Raw genomic sequence first — 19,750 nt, forward strand, 5'->3', positions numbered from 1 at the left:
GCAGCGTCGCTCAGCGACGCCGGGTTGCGTCCTGCACCTCGCCGATCAGCTCTTCGAGGATGTCCTCGAGGAAGAGCACGCCGCGCGTGGCGCCGGTCTCGTCGAAGGACCGCGCGACGTGGACGCCGCTGCGGCGCATGGTCGCCAGGGCGTCCTCGAGCTCGGTGCCTTGGAAGATCGAGATCAGCTGGCGGATGCGCTTCGGCGGAACCGGGTCGGCGAACTCGTCCTCGTCGAGGTCGATGACGTCCTTGAGGTGCAGGTACCCCGTGGGGTCGCCGCCGTCGTCGACCAGCACGTACCGCGAGAAGCCGCGCTGGGCGACGGCGCGCTCGACGTCGTGCGGCGTGGCGTCCTCGGGCAGGGTGACGAGCTCGTCCATCGGGACGGCCGTCTGCGCGACGGTCTTCTCGGTGAACTCGAACGCCGCGCGCACCGTGCCGGTGGCGTCGGTGATCATGCCCTCGCGCTGCGACTGGGCCACGATCGTCGCGACCTCGTCGACCGTGTAGGCGCTGGTCGCCTCGTCCTTCGGCTCGACCTTGAAGGCCCGCAGCACGGCGTTCGCCGAGTGGTTGAGGGCCAGCACGACCACGTGCAGCACGCGGGCGATGGCGACGAGCGGCGGGGCCAGCAGCAGGGCGGCACGGTCCGGCAGCGAGAACGAGATGTTCTTCGGCACCATCTCGCCGAACACCACGTGCAGGAACGACACGAGCACGAGCGTGATGACGAAGCCCACGACGCTGACCAACTCGGGGCTGAGTCCGGTCCAACCGAGCGGCCCCTCGAGCAGGTGGTGGATCGACGGTTCGGACACGTTGAGGATCAGCAACGAGCAGATCGTGATGCCGAGCTGCGTCGTCGCGAGCATCATCGTCGCGTGCTCCATGGCCCAGAGCGTGGTCTTGGCGGCGCGGCTGCCGGCTTCGGCCTTGGGTTCGATCTGCGACCGGCGGGCCGAGATGACGGCGAACTCGGCCGCCACGAAGAAGGCGTTGCCGGCCAGCAGCACCACGAGCCAGACGATGCCCCACCAGTCGCTGCTCATCGGGTCACCTCTTTCGTGCGGACCGCGCGACGGTCGTCCTCGACGCCCGTGCGCGCCTTCTCGGGACGCTCCTTCTCGGGCAGCACCTTCGGGTCGCGTCGACCGGTCCGGTCGCGGTCGTCGCGTCCGCGGCCGTCGCGTCGGCCCGGCTCGGTCGCCGTGACCTCGGGCACGTCGTCGGGCGTGGGCGTGAAGCGGATGCGGTCGATGCGTCGGCCGTCGAGCCGTTCGACCCGGAACGCGCCGTCGTCGGTCTCGACCACGTCGCCGACCTTGGGCAGGCGGCCGAGTTCGCTCATGAGCCAACCGCCGACGGTCTCGTAGGGGCCGTCCTCGGGCACCTTGACCGAGGCGCGCTCGAGCAGTTCGTCGGGCCGCAGCAGACCGGGGAAGGTCAGCCAGTTGCGCGAGCGGACGACGTCGACCCGGCTGCGGTCGTGCTCGTCGCTGACCTCGCCGACCAGCTCTTCGATCAGGTCCTCGAGGGTGACGACCCCGGCGGTCCCGCCGTACTCGTCGACGACGACGGCCATCTGGTAGCCGCGACCGCGCACCTCGCTCAGCAGGTTGTCGAGGGTCATCGTCTCGGGCACGCGGACCGCGTCGGTCAGCAGCGCGGAGACGGGCACGTCGGCCCGCTTCTCACGCGGCACCGAGACGGCCTGCTTGACGTGGACGAGGCCCACGACGTCGTCGATGCCGTCGTCGGTCACCGGGAACCGCGAGTAGCCGGTGCGTCGAGCCAACTCGAGGACGGTCTCGGCCGAGTCGCCGCGCGCGACGGTCGACAGACGGGGCCGCGGGGTCATGACGTCGGAGGCGGTGTGGTCGCTGAAGACGAGCGTGCGGGCGAGCAGGGTCGCCGTGTCGCGGTCAAGGCTGCCCTCGGTCGCCGAGCGGCGCACGAGCGACGAGAGCTCTTCGGCCGTGCGGGCACCCGACAGCTCTTCTTTCGGTTCGATGCCCATGGCGCGGAGCACGGCGTTGGCCGTGTTGTTGAGCAGGGCCACCGCCGGCTTGAACACCGTGGTGAACAGCACCTGGAACGGGATGACCAGCTTCGCCGTCTTGAGCGGCAGCGCCAGCGCGAAGTTCTTGGGGACGAGCTCGCCGATGATCATCGACAGCAGGGTGGCGACGACGATCGAGACGATCGGGGCGCCGACCGCGACGACCCCCTCGGGCACGCCGACCGCGGTGAGCGGCGGCGAGATGAGCCGCGAGATCGCGGGCTCCATCGTGTAGCCGGTCAGCAGGGTCGTCAGCGTGATGCCGAGCTGGGCGCTCGACAGGTGGGTCGACGTGATGCGCAGAGCGCCGATGGTCGGGGCGAGCCCCTTCTCACCCCGGGACTGACGAGCCTCGAGGTCGGACCGGTCGAGGTTGACCAGCGAGAACTCGCTGGCCACGAAGAGGCCGGTGCCGACGGTGAGCAGCAGGCCGAACGCGAGCAGTATCCACTCGTTCACCGGGCGGAGTCACCCCACTCGGCGGAAGGAGCGCCCGTGGTCAGGAGGCGCGGCGTGCGATGGTGCGAGGGTGCGGTCGTCTGAGACGGAGGGTCATCCATAGACGGGCGATCTTACGGCACCTACGCGATTCCCGTCGCGCGACCTCGCCCCCGTCTCACCAGCTGACGGGGAGCGCCTTGCCCTCTTCGTAACCGGCCGCGGACTGGACGCCGACGAGCGCGCGCTCGGCGAACTCGGGGACGGAGGTCGCCCCGGCGTAGGTGAACGAGCTGCGGACGCCCGAGGTGATCATGTCGAGGAGGTCCTCGACACCGGGACGCAGCGGGTCGAGGTAGATCTTCGACGACGAGATGCCTTCGGCGAAGAGCGTCTTGCGGGCCAGCTCGTACGGGTCGAGGCGCTCGAAGCGACCGCGCACGGCCTTGGTCGAGGCCATGCCCCAGCTCTCTTTGTAGAGGCCGCGTTCGTCGCTCGCCAGCTCGCCGGGAGCCTCGATGGTGCCGGCGAACCAGGAGCCGATCATCACCGACGACGCGCCCGCCGCGAGGGCGAGCGCCACGTCGCGCGGGTAACGCACGCCGCCGTCGGCCCAGACGTGCGCCCCGAGGGCACGAGCGGTGGCCGCCGTCTCGAGCACGGCGGAGAACTGGGGACGACCGACGGCGGTCATCATGCGGGTGGTGCACATGGCGCCGGGCCCAACGCCCACCTTGACGATGGACGCGCCGGCCGCGACGAGGTGCCGGACGGCCTCTTCGGTGACGACGTTGCCCGCGACGATCGGCAGGCCCAGGTCGAGGGCGGACACCGCCTGGACGGCCCGGATCATGCCGTCCTGGTCGCCGTGCGCGGTGTCGATCACGAGCACGTCGACGCCCGCCGCGGCGAGGGCCTTCGCCTTGCCTGCGACGTCGCCGTTGATGCCGATCGCCGCGGCGACGCGCAGCCGACCGTCGGCGTCGACGGCGGGCTGGTAGATCGTCGACCGCAGCGCGCTCTTGCGGCTCACCGTGCCGACGACCTGACCGTGCCGCAGCACGGGAGCGAAGTGGATGTCGGCCGCCACCATGCGGTCGAACGCGTCGCGTGGGCTGTCGACGTCGTCGGCGTCGAGCGAGGTCAAGGCCCCGTGCAGCAGGTCGCCGAGCACCGCGTCCCGCGGGGCCGTGGCCAGGCGGGAGGTGGCGATGCAGCCGAGGTACGCCCCCGTGCCGTCGTGCAGCACGATGCCGTGGCCTTCGACGGCCGGGACGACCGAGAGCGCCTGCTCGACGGTCTGGCCCGCGTCGAGCGAGTAGGGCGTGTCGTAGTCGACGGGCTGGGCCTTGACCCAGCGGATGGCGGCGTCGAGGTCTTGCAGGTGCATGTCCTGGGGCAGCACACCGAGGCCGCCGCGACGGGCCAGGGTCGCCGCCAGGCGTGGGCCCGTGACCGAGTTCATGTTGGCCGACACGATCGGGATCGTGGCCCCCGTGCCGTCGCCCGGGGCGAGGGACACGTCGAGCCTGCTGGTGATCGACGACCGGCTCGGGACGAGGAACACGTCGGAGTAGGTCAGATCGTGCGTGGGGGTCGTCTCGTAGAACCGCATGGGTCCACGGTAATCCCTGTGAGTCGTCCCGCCGAGGACCAGCCGTTTGCGCTTAAGCTGGCAGAGGTGGGCGTCGCAGCCCACGCACTGATCAACAATCAACGGAGAGTGGGCGATCGGCTGTGTCAAGCCACGTGACCGGTACAACTGACGACGGCGCTGCAGCCGAGTTCGGGGCCAACGAGTGGCTCGTCGACGAGCTCTACGAGCAGTGGGTGGTCGACAAGAACTCGGTCGACGAGTCGTGGTGGCCGATCCTCGAGGCCTACACGCCGCCCGAGGGCGGGTCCGCACCCACGTCGCCCGCCGCACCGTCCGTCGAGACCGCAGCCGCGCCTCCTGCGTCGTCCGCTGCCGCGCCGGCAGCCGATGCCCCGGCACCCGCGGCCGCTGCAGCCGCCGGCCAGAAGGCCGCCGCGCGCACGACCTCGGTCGAGCCGGCGGCGAAGCCGATCCCGGCCCAGGTGCCCGACAAGGCCAAGGCGAAGCCCGCGACGCCCGGCGAGCAGCCCACGCCCGAGGCCGAGAACGTCGTCTCGCCGCTGCGCGGCATGGCCAAGTCGCTCGCCACGAACATGGACGCCAGCCTCACCGTGCCCACCGCGACGAGCGTCCGCACGATCCCGGCGAAGCTGATGATCGACAACCGCATCGTCATCAACAACCACCTCAAGCGCGCCCGCGGCGGCAAGGTGTCGTTCACCCACCTCATCGGCTGGGCACTCGTCCAGGCGCTGAAAGAGTTCCCCAGCCAGAACGTCTACTACGACGAGGTCGACGGCAAGCCGTCGGTCGTCACGCCGGCGCACGTCAACCTCGGCCTCGCCATCGACATCCCGAAGCCCGACGGAACCCGCGCCCTGCTCGTGCCCGGCATCAAGAAGGCCGAAGAGATGCACTTCGGCGAGTTCCTCACCGCCTACGAGGACATCGTCAAGCGGGCCCGCGACAACAAGCTCGCGGCGGCCGACTTCCAGGGCAACACGATCTCGCTGACCAACCCCGGCGGCATCGGCACCGTGCACAGCGTGCCCCGCCTGATGAAGGGCGCGGGGGCCATCATCGGCGCCGGCGCACTCGACTACCCGGCCGAGTTCCAGGGCTCGGCCTCGAAGACGCTCGTCGAGCTGGGCATCGGCAAGACCATCACGCTGACCAGCACCTACGACCACCGGGTCATCCAGGGGGCGGGCTCGGGCGAGTTCCTCAAGAAGGTGCACGAGCTGCTGATCGGGCAGCGCGGCTTCTACGAGGACATCTTCGCGGCGCTGCGCATCCCGTACGAGCCGATCCACTGGAACGCCGACATCAACGTCAACCTGGCCGAGCGCGTCAGCAAGACGGCCCGCGTGCAAGAGCTGATCAACAGCTACCGCGTGCGCGGCCACCTGATGGCCGACATCGACCCGCTCGAGTACCGCCAGCGCACGCACCCCGACCTGGCGATCGAGAGCCACGGGCTCACCTTCTGGGACCTCGACCGCGAGTTCGTCACCGGCGGCCTGGGCGGGCGCACCCATGCCCTGCTGCGCGACATCCTCGGCATCCTGCGCGACTCGTACTGCCGCACCATCGGCGTCGAGTACATGCACATCCAGGACCCCGCACAGCGCAAGTGGATCCAGGACCACCTCGAGGTGCCGTACACCAAGCCCTCGCACGACGAGCAGATGCGCATCCTCGCGAAGCTCAACGAGGCCGAGGCATTCGAGACCTTCCTGCAGACGAAGTACGTCGGCCAGAAGCGCTTCAGCCTCGAGGGCGGCGAGTCCACCATCTCGCTGCTCGACACGGTCATGCAGCACGCCGCCCGCGAGGGCCTCGACGAGGTCGCGATCGGCATGGCCCACCGCGGCCGCCTCAACGTGCTGACGAACATCGCCGGCAAGACCTACGGCCAGATCTTCCGCGAGTTCGAGGGCACGCAAGACCCCAAGACCGTCCAGGGCTCGGGCGACGTCAAGTACCACCTCGGCACCGAGGGCGAGTTCACGAGTGCCGTCGGCGAGACGATCCCCGTGTACCTGGCCGCGAACCCGTCGCACCTCGAGGCCGGCGACGGCGTGCTCGAGGGCATCGTGCGCGCCAAGCAAGACCGCGGGACGCCCGGTGCCTTCAGCACGCTGCCGATCCTGATCCACGGCGACGCGGCCATGGCCGGTCAGGGCGTCGTGGTCGAGACGCTGCAGATGTCGCAGCTGCGCGGCTACCGCGTGGGCGGCACCATCCACATCGTGATCAACAACCAGGTGGGCTTCACGACGCCGCCGTCCGAGTCGCGCACGTCGGTGTACTCGACCGACGTCGCCAAGACGATCCAGGCGCCGATCTTCCACGTGAACGGCGACGACCCCGAGGCCGTGGCCCGCGTCGCCGAGCTGGCATTCTCGTACCGTCAGCAGTTCAAGCGCGACATCGTCATCGACCTCGTCTGCTACCGCCGTCGAGGCCACAACGAGGGTGACGACCCCTCGATGACGCAGCCGCTGATGTACAACCTCATCGAGCAGAAGCGCTCGGTGCGCACGTTGTATACCGAGGCCCTCGTCGGCCGCGGCGACATCACGCAGGACGAGTACGACGGCGCCCACCGTGACTTCCAGGAGCGCCTCGAGCGCGCCTTCGCCGAGACGCACGCCGCGCAGACCGGGTCGATCCCGGTCGTCACGAGCGACGACGGCGACGTCGCCGACCTCGAGCGGCCCGTGGCCCAGCAGGACGACGCCCGGGGCGAGCCCGAGACCACGGGCGTGTCGCTCGAGCTCGTGCACGACATCGGTGACGCGCACGACAACCCGCCGGCCGGGTTCTCGGTGCACCCCAAGCTGCAGCAGCTGCTGAAGAAGCGCGTCGACATGAGCCGCAACGGCGGCATCGACTGGGCCTTCGGCGAGTTGCTGGCCTTCGGGTCGCTGTTGACCGAAGGCACGCCCGTGCGCCTCGCCGGGCAGGACAGCCGTCGCGGCACCTTCGTGCAGCGGCACTCCGTGCTGCACGACCGCGAGAACGGCCAGGAGTGGCTGCCGCTGCAGAACATCGCCGACAACCAGGCGAAGCTCTGGATCTACGACTCGCTGCTCAGCGAGTACGCGGCGATGGCCTTCGAGTACGGCTACTCGGTCGAACGGGCCGACGCGCTCGTGCTGTGGGAAGCCCAGTTCGGCGACTTCAGCAACGGCGCCCAGACCGTCATCGACGAGTTCATCTCGTCGGCCGAGCAGAAGTGGGGTCAGCGCTCGAGCGTCGTGCTGCTGCTGCCGCACGGCTACGAGGGCCAGGGCCCCGACCACTCGTCCGCCCGCATGGAGCGCTTCCTGCAGCTCTGCGCCGAGGACAACATGACGATCGCACGGCCGTCGACGCCCGCGTCGTACTTCCACCTGCTGCGTCGTCAGGCCTATGCACGCCCGCGTCGTCCGCTCGTGGTCTTCACCCCGAAGGCCATGCTGCGGCTGCGCGGAGCGACCAGCGGGGTCGACGCGTTCACCTCGGGTCGCTTCGAGCCGGTGCTCGACTGCACGCGGGTGTCCGAGCCCGAGTCGACGAAGCGCGTCGTGCTGCACAGCGGAAAGATCCACTACGACCTCTCGACCGAGCTCGACAAGCGGGGCGTCCAGAACGACGTCGCGCTGGTCCGCCTCGAGCAGCTCTACCCGCTGCCGCTCGACGAGATCCGCCGCGTGCTCGACCGCTACCCGTCCGCCGAGCTGGTCTGGGCGCAAGAAGAGCCCGAGAACCAGGGTGCCTGGCCGTTCGTCGTGCTCGAGCTGCAGAAGCACCTCGACCGACAGATCCGCGTCGCCTCGCGTCCCGCGTCGGCCTCGCCGGCCGCCGGGTCGAACAAGGCGAGCGCGCTGCAGCAAGCGGCCCTGATCGCCGAGGCGCTCGACCTCTAGACGCCAGCCCTACCGCACGACCGTGGCCGCGCCTCTTGCAGGAGGCGCGGCCACGGTCGTCTGCGCTGCTCTCCCCGCCCGCCCAGCCCCGGCCCCGCCCGGTCCTGCACTGCCTGCCCTGCCCCGCCCAGTCCTGCATTGCCTGCCCTGCCCCGCCCTGCCCGGCCCGGCCCGGCCCCGCCTCGCCCTGCCCTGCCCTGCCCTGCCCTGCCCTGCCCTGCCCGGCCCCGCCCTGCCCTGTCCTGCCCTGCCTGCCCTGCCTGCCCAGCCCTGCCCTGCCCTGCCCAGCCCAGCCCTGCCCTGCCCAGCCCTGCCCTGCCCTGCCCAGCCCTGCCCCGCCCTGCCCCGCCTCGCCGTGTCCTGCCCCGCCCTGCCCTGCATCCGCCACCGGCCCGCAGTCGGCAACTCAGGAGTCCTGTCACCGCGCCCCGCGCCAACCGCCCGATCCGCAACCGTTCTCCTGAGTTGCCCGCACGCGACCGACCACACCCGCATCCACGTAGGCTCCCGCGCCGACACTGCGAGCCGAACTCGGTCCCGGACACGGGCCCGGCCCCGCTGTCGGCAACTCAGGGCTCCTGCACGCGCTGCACCGCTCAGACGCCTGCGCGACGACACCAGCCAGGAATTGCCGACACACGACCCGCGACATCGACGATTGCGGAGGGGCTCGGTGATGCAGGAGAAAAGGCTCCTGATCGGACGACCCCGCTGTCGGCAACTCAGGGCTCCTGCTTGCGCAGCACCGCTCAGACGCTTTCGCGACGACACCAGCCAGGAATTGCCGACACGCGGCCCGCGAGACACGCCCCGCGACCGGTGACCTGTGGCGGCAGCGTCAAGGGCAGCGGGAGCGTCAGGGGCGCTGGCTCGGGAGCATGTGCGCCTTCGGGCAAGTTCACACGCGAAGCGCACCGGGAGTCCTGAGTTGCCGACCGCGGGCGGCAGGTTCAGCCGACGGTGAGGCCGCTGTCGCGGCGGCAATAAGACGCGGCGTTCAGATGAGCTTCGAGTAGCGGACGCCGGCCTCGTGGTAGCCACGTTTGCGGTAGAAGCGGTTGGCCGAGTCGGTCGCGGCAGCCGAGACCGCGTTCAGCACGCGCGCCTGGTGCCCCCGGGCCCACGACTCGAAGTGGCCGAGCAGGTACGACCCCACGCCGTCGCGGCGCGCCTCGGCCGACACCACGAGGAGCAGCAGCTCTGCCGTCGGGGCATCGTCGTTGTACGCCCACACGACATGGCCACCGGCGACCGCCGTGATGCGACCGTCGTCACCTCGCACGACCCAGGTCTCGTGTCCCGCGTCGGCCGTCAGCCGCGCGAGTCGTGCCGAGAGGACGTCCGCGTCGAGCGCGTAGCCGAGCAGGCCGATCAACGACACGAGGTCGTCGAGGTCGCTGGTGGTCGGGATGCCGAGGGGCTGCACCGTTGCGGTCATGGCTCGACGCTAGCGCAGGCGCTCGGCGTGTGACGACCGGAGATCCGCGCTCGACGCTAGCGCAGGCGCTCGGCGTGTGACGACCGGAGGTCCGGGCCCGGAACTAGCGGTGAGCGGACTGCAGTTCGCGCAACCGTGCCAGGACGGTCGCCCGCAGGTCTTCGGGTGCCGTCTCTCGGCAGGCGCGCTGGACGGCCTCGGTCAGCACGACGCCGACCTTGTGCTCGCCCGAGCAGTCGCCGCAGTTCGCCATGTGCTCGCGGATGTCGGCCGCGTCCTCGCGGCACAACTCGTTGTGCAGGTAGTCCTCGAGTTCGGCCTTGGCCTTGGTGCAACCACAGTCGGTCATTTCTTTGCGCCCTTCGACGAGCCGACGGGGACGGCGATGCCACGATCGCGTGCGTAGTCGGCGAGGAGTTCACGGAGCAGGCGACGGCCGCGGTGCAGGCGGCTCATCACGGTGCCCACGGGGGTCTTCATGATGTCGGCGATCTCTTGGTACGAGAAGCCTTCGACGTCCGCGAAGTACACGGCCATGCGGAAGTCCTCGGGGACCTTCTGCAGGGCGTCCTTCACGGCACTGTCGGGGAGGTGGTCGATCGCCTCGGCCTCGGCCGAGCGGGTCGAGCCGGAGGCGCGGGTCGCCGACTCGGCGCCGCCCATCTGCCAGTCTTCCAACTCGTCGATCGTGCCCTGGTAGGGGTCGCGCTGCTTCTTGCGGTACGTGTTGATGAACGTGTTGGTCTGGATGCGGTAGAGCCAGGCCTTCAGGTTGGTGCCCTGCTGGAACTGCGCGAACGCCGCGTACGCCTTGACGAACGTCTCTTGGACGAGGTCGCTGGCGTCGGCCGGGTTGCGCGTCATGCGCATGCCCGCGGCGTAGAGCTGGTCCATGAACGGCAGCGCCTGCTCTTCGAAGAGGGCGCGCTTCTCGGCGTCGGCGTCGACGGCCTCGAGGGCGGCGTCGACGTCGGCCTCGGTCGGTTCGACGGCGGCATCGGTCGGTGTGGGCTCGTGGCCCTCGGGGGTGCTCATCAGGGCCGATTCTAGTTCGGCGACGGTGATTTCCCTCGGTGCGAGTGCGACAGGCACAGGTCCTCCAGGTTCTTGCTGCATTACTGTGGTGAACCGATGCAGGTGTACAGGTATTCCGGGCCCGAGTTCTCTCCCTACGGCGACGGAAAGGTTCCCGAGGTCGACGAGGGGCGCTGGGTGGCGCCCACCGCCTCCGGCCCGTTGCGCGCCTCCTCGTCCCTGCCCGGGTCGAAGTCGCTGACGAACCGCGAGCTGGTGCTCTCGGCGCTGGCGTCGTCGCCCTCGACGTTGCGCCTGCCGCTGCACTCCCGCGACACGGCGCTGATGATCGAGGCGCTCAAGGCGCTGGGCACGACGGTCACCGAGTTCCCCAACGACTCCCCCTTCGGGCCCGACCTGGTCGTCACGCCCGGCGAGCTGCAGGGCGGGGCGACGATCGACTGCGGTCTGGCCGGCACGGTCATGCGGTTCCTGCCCCCGGTCGCGGCGCTCGCCCTCGGCCCGGTCACGTTCGACGGTGACGCCAGCGCGCGCAAGCGACCCATGCGCACGACGATCGACGCCCTGCGCTCCCTCGGCGTCGAGGTGAACGACGACGGCCGAGGCGCCCTGCCCTTCAGCCTCTACGGCACCGGCGAGGTCGAGGGCGGCGACATCGAGATCGACGCGTCGGCCTCGAGCCAGTTCGTCTCGGGCCTGTTGCTGTCGGCCGCCCGCTTCGAGCGCGGCCTCACCCTGACCCACACCGGCGAACGCCTGCCGAGCCTGCCGCACATCGAGATGACCATCGACGCGCTCGCGCAGCGCGGGGTCGAGGTCGAGTCGCCCGCCGTCGGCACCTGGATCGTGCCGCCGACGCCGATCGAGGGGCGCGAGGTCGTCATCGAACCCGACCTGTCGAACGCGGCTCCCTTCCTCGTGGCGGCCCTGGTCGCGGGCGGCACCGTGTCCATCGCGCACTGGCCGGCCGACACGACCCAGGTCGGGGCCGACCTGATCGACCTGCTGCCGCTCTGGGGGGCCACCGTCACGCTCGACGGCGACACCCTCACCGTCGACGGCGGCGTGGGCCTCGTCGGCGGCGGCTCGCTGCCCGGCGTCGACGTCGACCTGTCCCGCGGCGGCGAGCTCGCCCCCGCACTGGTCGCCCTCGCCGCCCTCGCCTCGGGCCCGAGCACGATCACCGGCATCGGCCACCTGCGCGGTCACGAGACCGACCGCCTCGCAGCCCTCGCGGCCGAGATCAACGCCCTCGGAGGCGCGGTGACCGAACTCGAGGACGGCCTGCGCATCGAGCCGTCCCCGCTGCACGCGGGCCAGTGGCGCACCTACGAGGACCACCGCATGGCGACGGCCGCGGCGATCATCGGCCTCGCGGTCGAGGGGGTCGAGCTCGACGACGTCCGCGTCGTCGCGAAGACGCTGCCGCAGTTCGTCGAGCTGTGGGACGAGATGCTCGGCCGGACCGTCCGCCAGAGCCCTGCCGACATCGACCTGCTCGGGTTCCTCTAGGCGCCGGGCCGACGACGATGAGCGAGGCACGGCGCAGGACGGACGAGGCACGGTCGACGATGAGCGAGGCACGATGAGCTGGTGGAGCGACGGCGACGACGCCGACGACGAGCGCGAGTACGGCGAGTACGACGAGAGCTCGGTGCGGGTGCGCCCGAACCCCAAGGGCAACAAGCCGCGCACCAAGCAGCGACCGGCCTACGCGAACGCCGAAGAGGGGGTCGTCTGGACGGTCGACCGCGGCCGCTACGGCGTGCTGATGGACGCCGGCACCCCCGACGAACGCGAAATCACGACGGCCCGGGCGCGCGAGCTCGGCAAGAAGAGCGTCGTGACCGGCGACCGCGTCGGCGTCGTCGGCGACACGAGCGGCTCCGAGGGGTCGCTCGCGCGCATCGTCAAGGTCCAGGAGCGCACGACCCTGCTGCGGCGCAGTGCCGACGACAGCGATGCCGTCGAGCGCGTCATCGTCGCCAACGCCGACCAGATGCTCATCGTCGTGGCGGCCGCCGACCCCGAGCCCCGGCCCCGCCTGGTCGACCGCTACATGGTCGCGGCGTTCGACGCCGGGGTCGAGCCGATCCTCTGCATCACCAAGACCGACCTCGCCGACCCGGCGCCGTTCGCGGCGCACTTCTCGTGCTTCGACCTGCGCATCGTGACGACGACGTCGACCTCGTTCGACGAGGTCGCGCCCGGTGGGCAGGTCTCCCCCGCACTCGACGAGTTGCGCGGCGTCCTCGACGGCCACGTGACGGTCACGGTGGGCCACTCGGGCGTCGGCAAGTCCACCCTCGTCAACGCCCTGACCGGGTCGCGGCGCGAGGTGGGCGTGGTCAACGCCGTCACCGGACGTGGGCGGCACACGTCGTCGTCGACGGTGTCGTTCAAGGTGCCGACCGGCGGCTGGATCGTCGACACCCCCGGTGTGCGGTCGTTCGGGCTGGGTCACGTCGACCCCGAGAACATCCTCAAGTCGTTCGCGGCGCACGCGATTCCGGCCGAGGGCGAGCCGGTCGACGGCATCCCGCTGGCCGAGGCCCACGACTGGGAGATCGTCGACCGCATCGAAGCCGGCGAGCTCGGCGACGTCGGCCGTGAACGGCTCGAGTCGCTGCAGTCGCTGCTGGCGTCCAAGGGCGGCGTGAGCGCGCGCGACCTCGCGGCGGCCGCCGACGACGCCCGCAGCGACGAGCTCGGCTAGGGCACGGCTGCGTCGCACCGCCGCCGGCCGATCCGCGCCGGGGCCGGCCGTGCGACATCGCACCGCGTTTCGTGCAGCACACCGGGACTAGTCGCGGTGCCGTGCACGAAACGCGGTGCAGTGAGGTGCGGTGCCGAGCGGGGAGCGGACGCGGGACTGGTCGGGGGTGCGGTGGGTGCAGGAGGCGCGGGTCGGGCCGGCGGGCGGGGCGCGGACGAGCAGGGCGGGCTCGGTACGCTGACGGGGTGACCGATGCTGCCGAGCCGACCCGCGCCTCCTCGTCCGGACCCGACCGATCGGACGGCCCCGCGAACGGCCTCGCCGACGACTCCGCGGGCGCTGGGGACGCTGTGGGCGCTGCGGGCGCCACGGGCGGGGCCGTCGGCCCCTGGGCGGACGACCTGGCGCTCGCGCTCGAGCTGGCCGACCTGGCCGACGCGATCAGCACCGAACGGTACCGGTCGGCCGACCTGCACGTGTCGCTCAAGCCCGACCGTTCGCACGTGACCGACGCCGATCAGGCCGTCGAGCGGGCGATCCGCGAGCGGGTCGCCGCCGCCCGCCCCGACGACACCTTCTACGGCGAGGAGTACGGCCACGACGCCCCCTCGCACCGCCAGTGGGTGGTCGACCCGATCGACGGCACGGCGAACTTCCTGCGCGGGGTGCCGGTCTGGGCGGCGCTCGTCTCGCTCGTCGTGGACGGGGTGCCCGTGGTGGGCGTGGTCAGTGCTCCGGCCCTCGGGCGGCGCTGGTGGGCGACGCAGGGCGGCGGGGCGTTCTCGACCGAGCACGAGGGGCCGCTGCGGGTGTCGGGGGTGCGCGACCTGGCCGACGCGTCGCTGAGCTTCAACGGGCTCGAGTACTGGATCGACGCCGGACGCCTGCCCCAGCTGCTCGAGCTGACGGGCCGGGTCTGGCGGACGCGGGCGTACGGCGACTTCTGGTCGTACATGCTCGTCGCCGAGGGCGCGCTCGACATCGCGGGCGAGTTCGACCTGCAGCCCTACGACATGGCGGCCGTGGCCGTCGTCGTCGAGGAGGCCGGCGGACGCTTCTCCAGCGCCGACGGACAGCCGGGCCCCTGGCACGGCAGCGCGATGGCGACGAACGGACTGCTGCACGAGAGCGTCCTCGAGGTCGTGGCCGCGCCTCCTGCCTGAGTCGCGCCGTTTCGCTCGGGGACGCATCGGTCTCTTTCCGTGATCCGGTACGTACCGGATCGACGCCCGCGGTGGAACACCCCCGCTCCGGCTGATCCGGTACGTACCGGATCGAACCCGTCGGGGGGCCTCTCCGCCTCGGGCTGATGCGATACGTACCGGATCAGCGGATGACCGGACATCGCCCCGACGACGCAGCGGCAAGGCGAGCGAACGGGCGCGCGTGCGTGCGACCCGATTCCCCGGCCCCAACCCCGGGCCGCGGTTCATCCCTGCGACGGAGGTCGACTCAGCCCTGCGCTTATGTTCACGCAACGTCCCGGCCGCTTGACTGGTCGCACGACGTCACCGGCTCCAGCAGGGGCACCGAGCATCTCGGTCAGGGACGTCAGGGGCTCCGCCGCCCGTCTCCCTGTGACGGGCGGCCGGGCCCCGTCAACCGCCTCACCAGCCGACCGAAAGGCCCTCCATGTTCGTCACGCCCGCCATCTCCGTCTCCGCGACCACCAGCACCGCCGCTGGCTCGGTCGACCCCGCATCGATCGCCCTGCCGAACACCCGCCAGATCGACGTCACGAGCTACGTCGTCGAGGCCTTCGCCCGCCTCTGACCTGCGGGGCCACGCCACCCCCGGGGCGCATCTCATCGAGGAGGCGCGGCCCACCCCGGAGGCGCGGGTCACCGAGGAGGCGCTGGTCACCGGCCGACGACGGTCACCGACTACGCAGCAGCAGCCTCAGCCCCGTCGCGCACGCGCCCCTTCTTTCGGGCCCGCAGGTCCATCAGCCCGAGCACGAGCGCCACGGACACCAGCGCGATCGTGACGAAGAACCCGTTGCGGTAGGCCTCGTGGTAGATGTCGAGGTCGGCGCCCTCCGCTCCCCCGGCTCCGGCGATGACCGAGTAGAACGTCGAGACCGCGGCCGCCGTGCCGATGGCCGTGCCGGCGCGCTGACCGACCTGCCCCATCGAGCCGGCGACGCCGCCCATCTCGACGGGCACCTCGGCCAGCGTGAGCGTCTGGTTCGGCGAGATGACGAAACCACCGCCCGTGCCGGCGATGAGCATGCCGATGCCCATGGCGTACGGCGTGATGTCGCGCGGGGTGAGCACGGCCGCGAGCAGCAGGGCGACGAAGCCCACCGCGACCAGGATCAGTCCGAGCACGACCAGGCTGCGGCCGAAGCGGTCGACGAGGCGTCCGCCGTAGAACGCGGCGACGGCGCTGGTCAGCGCGAACGGGATGGTGACCATGCCGGCGTAGACGGGCTCGAGGCCGAGCCCCTGCTGCAGGTACAACGTCGTCAGCAGGAAGGTCGCGGGCAGCGCACAGAAGTAGACCGTCGCGATCAGGGTGCCGTTGCGGTACGAAGCGAGGGAGAACAGGCTGAAGTGCACGACCGGTGACTTGCCGCGGGCCTTGTAGCGCTGCTCCCACCAGACGAAGGCGGCGCCGAAGCCGACGAAGCCGATCAAGAAGAGCCAGCGCAGCGGGTCGTCGCCCTGGCCGGTGGTCAGCACGAACGGCAGCATGAGGGTGAAGATCGTCAGGCCGAGCAGCACGATGCCGAACAGGTCGAGCTCGTTGTGGCCGTTCGAGGCCGTGCGGGTCTTCGGCAGCAGCTTGAGGGCGAAGAAGATGGCGATCAGGCCGAGCGGGATGTTCATCCAGAACAGCAGGCGCCAGCCGTCCTCCGGGCCGCCGATCGCGATGAGCAGGCCACCGAGGGTCGGGCCGAACGCCGTGCTGACGCCGATGATGGCGCCGAAGAAGCCGAACGCGCGGCCGCGTTCCTTGCCCTGGAACAGCTGCTGGATGAGCCCGAGCACCTGCGGCATCTGGATGCCGGCGGCGACGCCCTGCAGGATGCGCGCGGCGACGAGCAGCTCGATGGTCGGGGCGAGGGCGCAGAGCAGGCTGGCGACGGTGAACGAGGTCAGTCCGATGACGAACATCATGCGGCGTGACTTGAGGTCGCCGAGACGGCCGGACGGCACGAGCGAGAGGCCGAAGGCCAGGGCGTAACCGGCGACGATCAGCTGCAGGGCGGTGGGTCCGGCACCGAGCGAGGCCTCGATGCTGGGCAGGCCGACGTTGACCTTCGACAGGTCGAGGATCGTCAGGGCGGCGACGCCGACGCACACCGCGAACGCGCGCCACTTCTGGCGTTCTTCGTCGGAGCGGGCGGCGCGGCCGTGGCCGGAGGCAGGGCGGGCGGCGTCGGCGCCTCCCGAGGCAGGGGTGTCGGATGTCTTCGTCATGGGATCGTTCCGTCATACACCTTGCACAGCATGCAACGACGCGAGTGGCTGCGGAACGCGGGTGGCCCGGTGGGCCGACCCGCGCCTCCTGGGCTCTGTCGGTCGAAGGGACTGAGAGCCGAGGAGGCGCGGGTGGCGCCGACCGCTAGGCCGCCTTGATCAGGTCGTTCGGGTTGAGGACGTACTTCGTGGCGGCTCCCTTGTCGAACTCGGCGTAGCCGCGCGGGGCGTCCGCGAGGCTGATGGCCTGGGCGTGGACGTTCTTCGCGATGCTCGTGCGGTCGTGGAGGATGGCCATCATCAGCTGTCGGTTGTACTTCATCACCGGGCACTGGCCCGTGGTGAACGACAGCGACTTGGCCCAACCGGTGCCGAGGCTGAGCGACAGCGAGCCCTTCTGGGCGGCCTCATCGACTCCACCCGGGTCGCCGGTCACGTAGAGCCCCGGGATGCCGAGCGCGCCGCCTGCCGCGGTGATGTCCATCAGCGAGTTGAGCACGGTGGCGGGCGCCTCGTCGCTCGATCCGCCGCCGTGCCCCTTGGCTTCGAAGCCGACCGCGTCGATGCCGCAGTCGACGAGGGGCTCCCCCAGGATCTGGTCGATCTGGTCGGCCGGGTCGCCCTTGGTCAGGTCGACGGTCTCGCAGCCGAAGCTGCGGGCCTGGGCGAGGCGGTCGGCGTTCATGTCGCCGACGATGACGACGCTGGCGCCGAGCAGCAGGGCTCCGGTGGCGGCGGCGAGGCCGACGGGTCCGGCTCCGGCGACGTAGACGGTCGAGCCGACCTCGACGCCCGCGGTGACAGCGCCGTGGAAGCCGGTCGGGAAGATGTCGGAGAGCATCGCCAGGTCGAGGATCTTCTCCATGGCCTGGTCGGCGTCGGGGAACTTCAGGAGGTTCCAGTCGGCGTAGGGCACGAGCACGTATTCGGCCTGGCCGCCGACCCAGCCGCCCATGTCGACGTAGCCGTAGGCGCTGCCGGGGCGGTCGGGGTTGACGTTGAGGCAGATGCCGGTCTTGCGCTCCTTGCAGTTGCGGCAGCGGCCGCAGGCGATGTTGAACGGCACCGAGACGATGTCGCCGACCTTGATGAACTCGACGTCGGGGCCGACCTCGACGACCTCGCCGGTGATCTCGTGGCCGAGCACGAGGTTCGTCGGGGCGGTGGTGCGGCCGCGGACCATGTGCTGGTCGGAGCCGCAGATGTTGGTGGCGACCGTGCGCAGGATCGCGCCGTGGTTGACCTTGCGCCCGACATTGGCCGGGTTGACGCCGGGGCCGTCCTTCAACTCGAAGGTCGGGTAGTCGACGTCGATGACCTCGACCTGGCCGGGGCCCTTGTAGGCGACCGCGTGATTCGTTGCCATGGTGATCCTCCTTGATCACGTGCGAGCACGGGACGTGCCCGATCCCTCGCAGGCTATTGCCCGGGTCCGGCGGTGCGACCGAATCACAGCGAGCGTTCAGGCGGACGATTCGCGACAGGTGTCGTACGGGCCCCCCTTCGGGGGTCACTTCACCGGATCGGACAACATATGTACCCCATCCGGGCGCCCTATGTGTGAGTATTGGTCACGGCGCAGAGCCGCGGGGAGCCATCAGGGTGCCGGGAGGCATGGTCCACGCGACGACTGCCCGGGTGCCTTCCACGGTGCTCGTACCCGATCAGGACAGGACCTCAGCCACGTGGAACTCCGTGACTACATCCGCATTCTCCGCAAGGGCTGGATCTTCATCGCCGCCCTGACGCTCGTCGGCCTCGCCGCCGGAGCGCTCAGCTCGATCCTGGCGACGCCGACCTACGTGTCGTCGACCCGGCTCTTCGTGTCCGTGCAGGCGCAGGACTCGTCGACCACGGTCGACGCCGTGCAGGGCAGCAGCGCAGCCCAGCAGAAGGTTCGGTCGTACGTCGACGTCGTCACCAGCGACGCCGTGCTCGACCCGGTGATCGACCAGCTCGGCCTCGACACCACGGCCGCCGGCCTCGCCTCGAAGATCACGGCGGACTCACCCCTGAACACCGTGTTGATCAACATCACGGTGACCGACACCGACGCCCAGCGCGCCGCCGACATCGCCAACGCGGTGGGCACCTCCTTGACCGACGTCGTCGTCAACGAGCTCGAGACACCGACCGGTGGAGGCGCGAGCCTGGTCAAGATCGCCACGATCGTCCCCGGGTCGGTCGCCTCGGCACCCGCGACCCCCCGCACCGCCCTGAACCTCGGCCTCGGCCTGCTGATCGGGTTGGCCCTCGGTGTGGGCGCTGCGGTGCTGCGCAGCACCCTCGACACCCGCATCCACGGCTCGCACGACGTCGAACTCGTGACCGACGCCCCCATCGTGGGCGGCATCAGCTTCGACCCCGGGGCGAAGAAGCACCCGTTGATCGTGCACGTCGACCCGCGCAACCCGCGGTCCGAGTCGTTCCGCACCCTTCGGACCAACCTGCAGTTCGTCAACGTCGAGTCGCAGAGCCGCTGCTTCGTCGTCACCTCGTCGCTGCCCGGCGAGGGCAAGACGACCACGACGGCCAACCTCGCGGTGGCCCTCGCCGAGACCGGGGCCACGGTGGCCGTGGTCGACGGCGACCTGCGCCTGCCCCGCCTGGCCGACACGTTGGGCCTCGAGGGCGTCGTCGGGCTGACCGACGTGTTGATCGGTCGCGCGGACCTGCAGGACGTCCTGCAGCCCTGGGGCCGCGGCACGATGTACGTGCTGCCGGCCGGTCGCGTTCCCCCGAACCCGAGCGAGCTGCTCGGCTCGAAGGCCATGTCGGCGCTGATCGAGTCGCTGACGACGTCGTTCGACTACGTGCTCATCGACGCGCCTCCCCTGCTGCCGGTGACCGACGCGGCCATCCTCAGCAAGCTGACCGGGGGGGCCATCGTCGTCTCGGCGGCGGGCCGCACGACGCGCAACGAGCTGCAGTCGGCCCTGCGCAACCTCGAGCACATCGGCAGCAAGGTGCACGGCATCGTGCTGACCATGCTGCCCACGAAGGGGCCCGACGCCTACGGCTACGGCAACTACGGCGCGTACTACGGCATGGAGCAGGACACCCCCGAGGCAGGCGTCGGCGACCTGCCGGCCGCCCCGAAGACGAGTTCACGCTCGGCGAAGTAGG

General features: G+C 70.7%; 14 protein-coding genes. 6 read left to right on the top strand and 8 right to left on the bottom strand.

The window, feature by feature from the left end:
• Positions 1-10: 10 nt before the first annotated feature.
• The 3 genes from SJY14_RS11335 to SJY14_RS11345 all read right to left on the bottom strand — a co-directional run bounded on the left by SJY14_RS11335 (position 11) and on the right by SJY14_RS11345 (position 4,114).
• Entirely contained in the window at positions 11-1,051 is a 1,041-nt protein-coding gene (locus SJY14_RS11335) for a hemolysin family protein (RefSeq protein ID WP_043593716.1), read from the bottom strand.
• The gene (locus SJY14_RS11340) at positions 1,048-2,520 is read right to left on the bottom strand and encodes a hemolysin family protein (RefSeq protein ID WP_083396092.1); all 1,473 of its coding nucleotides are present in this window, start codon (positions 2,518-2,520) and stop codon (positions 1,048-1,050) included. The genes SJY14_RS11335 and SJY14_RS11340 overlap by 4 nt, the downstream gene beginning before the upstream one ends.
• Before the next feature lie 157 nt (positions 2,521-2,677).
• Positions 2,678-4,114, bottom strand: a complete 1,437-nt coding sequence (locus SJY14_RS11345; RefSeq protein ID WP_055972035.1) for a GuaB1 family IMP dehydrogenase-related protein — start codon at positions 4,112-4,114, stop codon at positions 2,678-2,680.
• A 122-nt stretch (positions 4,115-4,236) separates the two neighbouring features.
• On the opposite strand from SJY14_RS11345, the gene SJY14_RS11350 reads away from it, so the two are divergent.
• The gene (locus tag SJY14_RS11350) at positions 4,237-8,010 is read left to right on the top strand and encodes a multifunctional oxoglutarate decarboxylase/oxoglutarate dehydrogenase thiamine pyrophosphate-binding subunit/dihydrolipoyllysine-residue succinyltransferase subunit (protein ID WP_396598950.1); all 3,774 of its coding nucleotides are present in this window, start codon (positions 4,237-4,239) and stop codon (positions 8,008-8,010) included.
• A 997-nt stretch (positions 8,011-9,007) separates the two neighbouring features.
• Here SJY14_RS11350 and SJY14_RS11355 read toward each other — a convergent pair.
• The 3 genes from SJY14_RS11355 to SJY14_RS11365 all read right to left on the bottom strand — a co-directional run bounded on the left by SJY14_RS11355 (position 9,008) and on the right by SJY14_RS11365 (position 10,483).
• Positions 9,008-9,448 carry a GNAT family N-acetyltransferase gene (locus SJY14_RS11355; protein ID WP_071254099.1) on the bottom strand — a complete coding sequence of 147 codons (441 nt, stop codon included), beginning with the start codon at positions 9,446-9,448 and terminating at the stop codon, positions 9,008-9,010.
• A gap of 103 nt (positions 9,449-9,551) precedes the next feature.
• Positions 9,552-9,797, bottom strand: a complete 246-nt coding sequence (locus SJY14_RS11360; RefSeq protein ID WP_043593711.1) for a zf-HC2 domain-containing protein — start codon at positions 9,795-9,797, stop codon at positions 9,552-9,554.
• The gene (locus SJY14_RS11365) at positions 9,794-10,483 is read right to left on the bottom strand and encodes a sigma-70 family RNA polymerase sigma factor (protein ID WP_071254101.1); all 690 of its coding nucleotides are present in this window, start codon (positions 10,481-10,483) and stop codon (positions 9,794-9,796) included. Before SJY14_RS11365 ends, SJY14_RS11360 begins: the two co-directional genes overlap by 4 nt.
• 96 nt (positions 10,484-10,579) lie before the next feature.
• Here SJY14_RS11365 and aroA point away from each other — a divergent pair, with 96 nt between their 5' ends.
• From aroA to SJY14_RS11385, 4 genes are all read left to right on the top strand, one after another.
• Positions 10,580-11,995 carry a 3-phosphoshikimate 1-carboxyvinyltransferase gene (aroA, locus tag SJY14_RS11370; RefSeq protein WP_396598951.1) on the top strand — a complete coding sequence of 472 codons (1,416 nt, stop codon included), beginning with the start codon at positions 10,580-10,582 and terminating at the stop codon, positions 11,993-11,995.
• 73 nt (positions 11,996-12,068) lie between these two features.
• Entirely contained in the window at positions 12,069-13,199 is a 1,131-nt protein-coding gene (rsgA, locus tag SJY14_RS11375) for a ribosome small subunit-dependent GTPase A (protein WP_396598952.1), read from the top strand.
• Positions 13,200-13,549: 350 nt separating this feature from the next.
• Entirely contained in the window at positions 13,550-14,362 is an 813-nt protein-coding gene (locus SJY14_RS11380; RefSeq protein WP_396600274.1) for an inositol monophosphatase family protein, read from the top strand.
• A 469-nt stretch (positions 14,363-14,831) separates the two neighbouring features.
• On the top strand, positions 14,832-14,972 hold the full coding sequence (locus SJY14_RS11385; RefSeq protein ID WP_396598953.1) for a hypothetical protein: 141 nt from the start codon (positions 14,832-14,834) through the stop codon (positions 14,970-14,972).
• 110 nt (positions 14,973-15,082) lie between these two features.
• Here SJY14_RS11385 and SJY14_RS11390 read toward each other — a convergent pair whose 3' ends face one another.
• Both SJY14_RS11390 and fdhA read right to left on the bottom strand, forming a co-directional pair.
• Positions 15,083-16,624 (bottom strand): MFS transporter, encoded by a 1,542-nt coding sequence (locus tag SJY14_RS11390; protein WP_396598954.1) that lies wholly within the window; start codon positions 16,622-16,624, stop codon positions 15,083-15,085.
• A gap of 145 nt (positions 16,625-16,769) precedes the next feature.
• Positions 16,770-17,990: a formaldehyde dehydrogenase, glutathione-independent gene (gene fdhA, locus SJY14_RS11395; protein ID WP_056257180.1), complete on the bottom strand. Its 1,221-nt coding sequence runs from the start codon at positions 17,988-17,990 to the stop codon at positions 16,770-16,772.
• Between the two features lie 319 nt (positions 17,991-18,309).
• Here fdhA and SJY14_RS11400 point away from each other — a divergent pair, with 319 nt between their 5' ends.
• The gene (locus tag SJY14_RS11400; RefSeq protein WP_071254108.1) at positions 18,310-19,749 is read left to right on the top strand and encodes a polysaccharide biosynthesis tyrosine autokinase; all 1,440 of its coding nucleotides are present in this window, start codon (positions 18,310-18,312) and stop codon (positions 19,747-19,749) included.
• Position 19,750: the final 1 nt, after the last annotated feature.

This window comes from Frigoribacterium sp. R86507 (assembly GCF_044597695.1).
Classification (GTDB): domain Bacteria; phylum Actinomycetota; class Actinomycetes; order Actinomycetales; family Microbacteriaceae; genus Frigoribacterium.

Excerpts from the sequence above, each read along its gene's own strand:
- SJY14_RS11385 (WP_396598953.1), top strand. The coding sequence starts at position 14,832 with ATGTTCGTCACGCCCGCCATCTCCGTCTCCGCGACCACCAGCACCGCC.
- rsgA (WP_396598952.1), top strand. The coding sequence starts at position 12,069 with ATGAGCTGGTGGAGCGACGGCGACGACGCCGACGACGAGCGCGAGTAC.
- SJY14_RS11365 (WP_071254101.1), bottom strand. The coding sequence starts at position 10,483 with ATGAGCACCCCCGAGGGCCACGAGCCCACACCGACCGATGCCGCCGTC.
- fdhA (WP_056257180.1), bottom strand. The coding sequence starts at position 17,990 with ATGGCAACGAATCACGCGGTCGCCTACAAGGGCCCCGGCCAGGTCGAG.
- SJY14_RS11360 (WP_043593711.1), bottom strand. The coding sequence starts at position 9,797 with ATGACCGACTGTGGTTGCACCAAGGCCAAGGCCGAACTCGAGGACTAC.
- SJY14_RS11355 (WP_071254099.1), bottom strand. The coding sequence starts at position 9,448 with ATGACCGCAACGGTGCAGCCCCTCGGCATCCCGACCACCAGCGACCTC.
- SJY14_RS11335 (WP_043593716.1), bottom strand. The coding sequence starts at position 1,051 with ATGAGCAGCGACTGGTGGGGCATCGTCTGGCTCGTGGTGCTGCTGGCC.
- aroA (WP_396598951.1), top strand. The coding sequence starts at position 10,580 with ATGCAGGTGTACAGGTATTCCGGGCCCGAGTTCTCTCCCTACGGCGAC.
- SJY14_RS11345 (WP_055972035.1), bottom strand. The coding sequence starts at position 4,114 with ATGCGGTTCTACGAGACGACCCCCACGCACGATCTGACCTACTCCGAC.
- SJY14_RS11390 (WP_396598954.1), bottom strand. The coding sequence starts at position 16,624 with ATGACGAAGACATCCGACACCCCTGCCTCGGGAGGCGCCGACGCCGCC.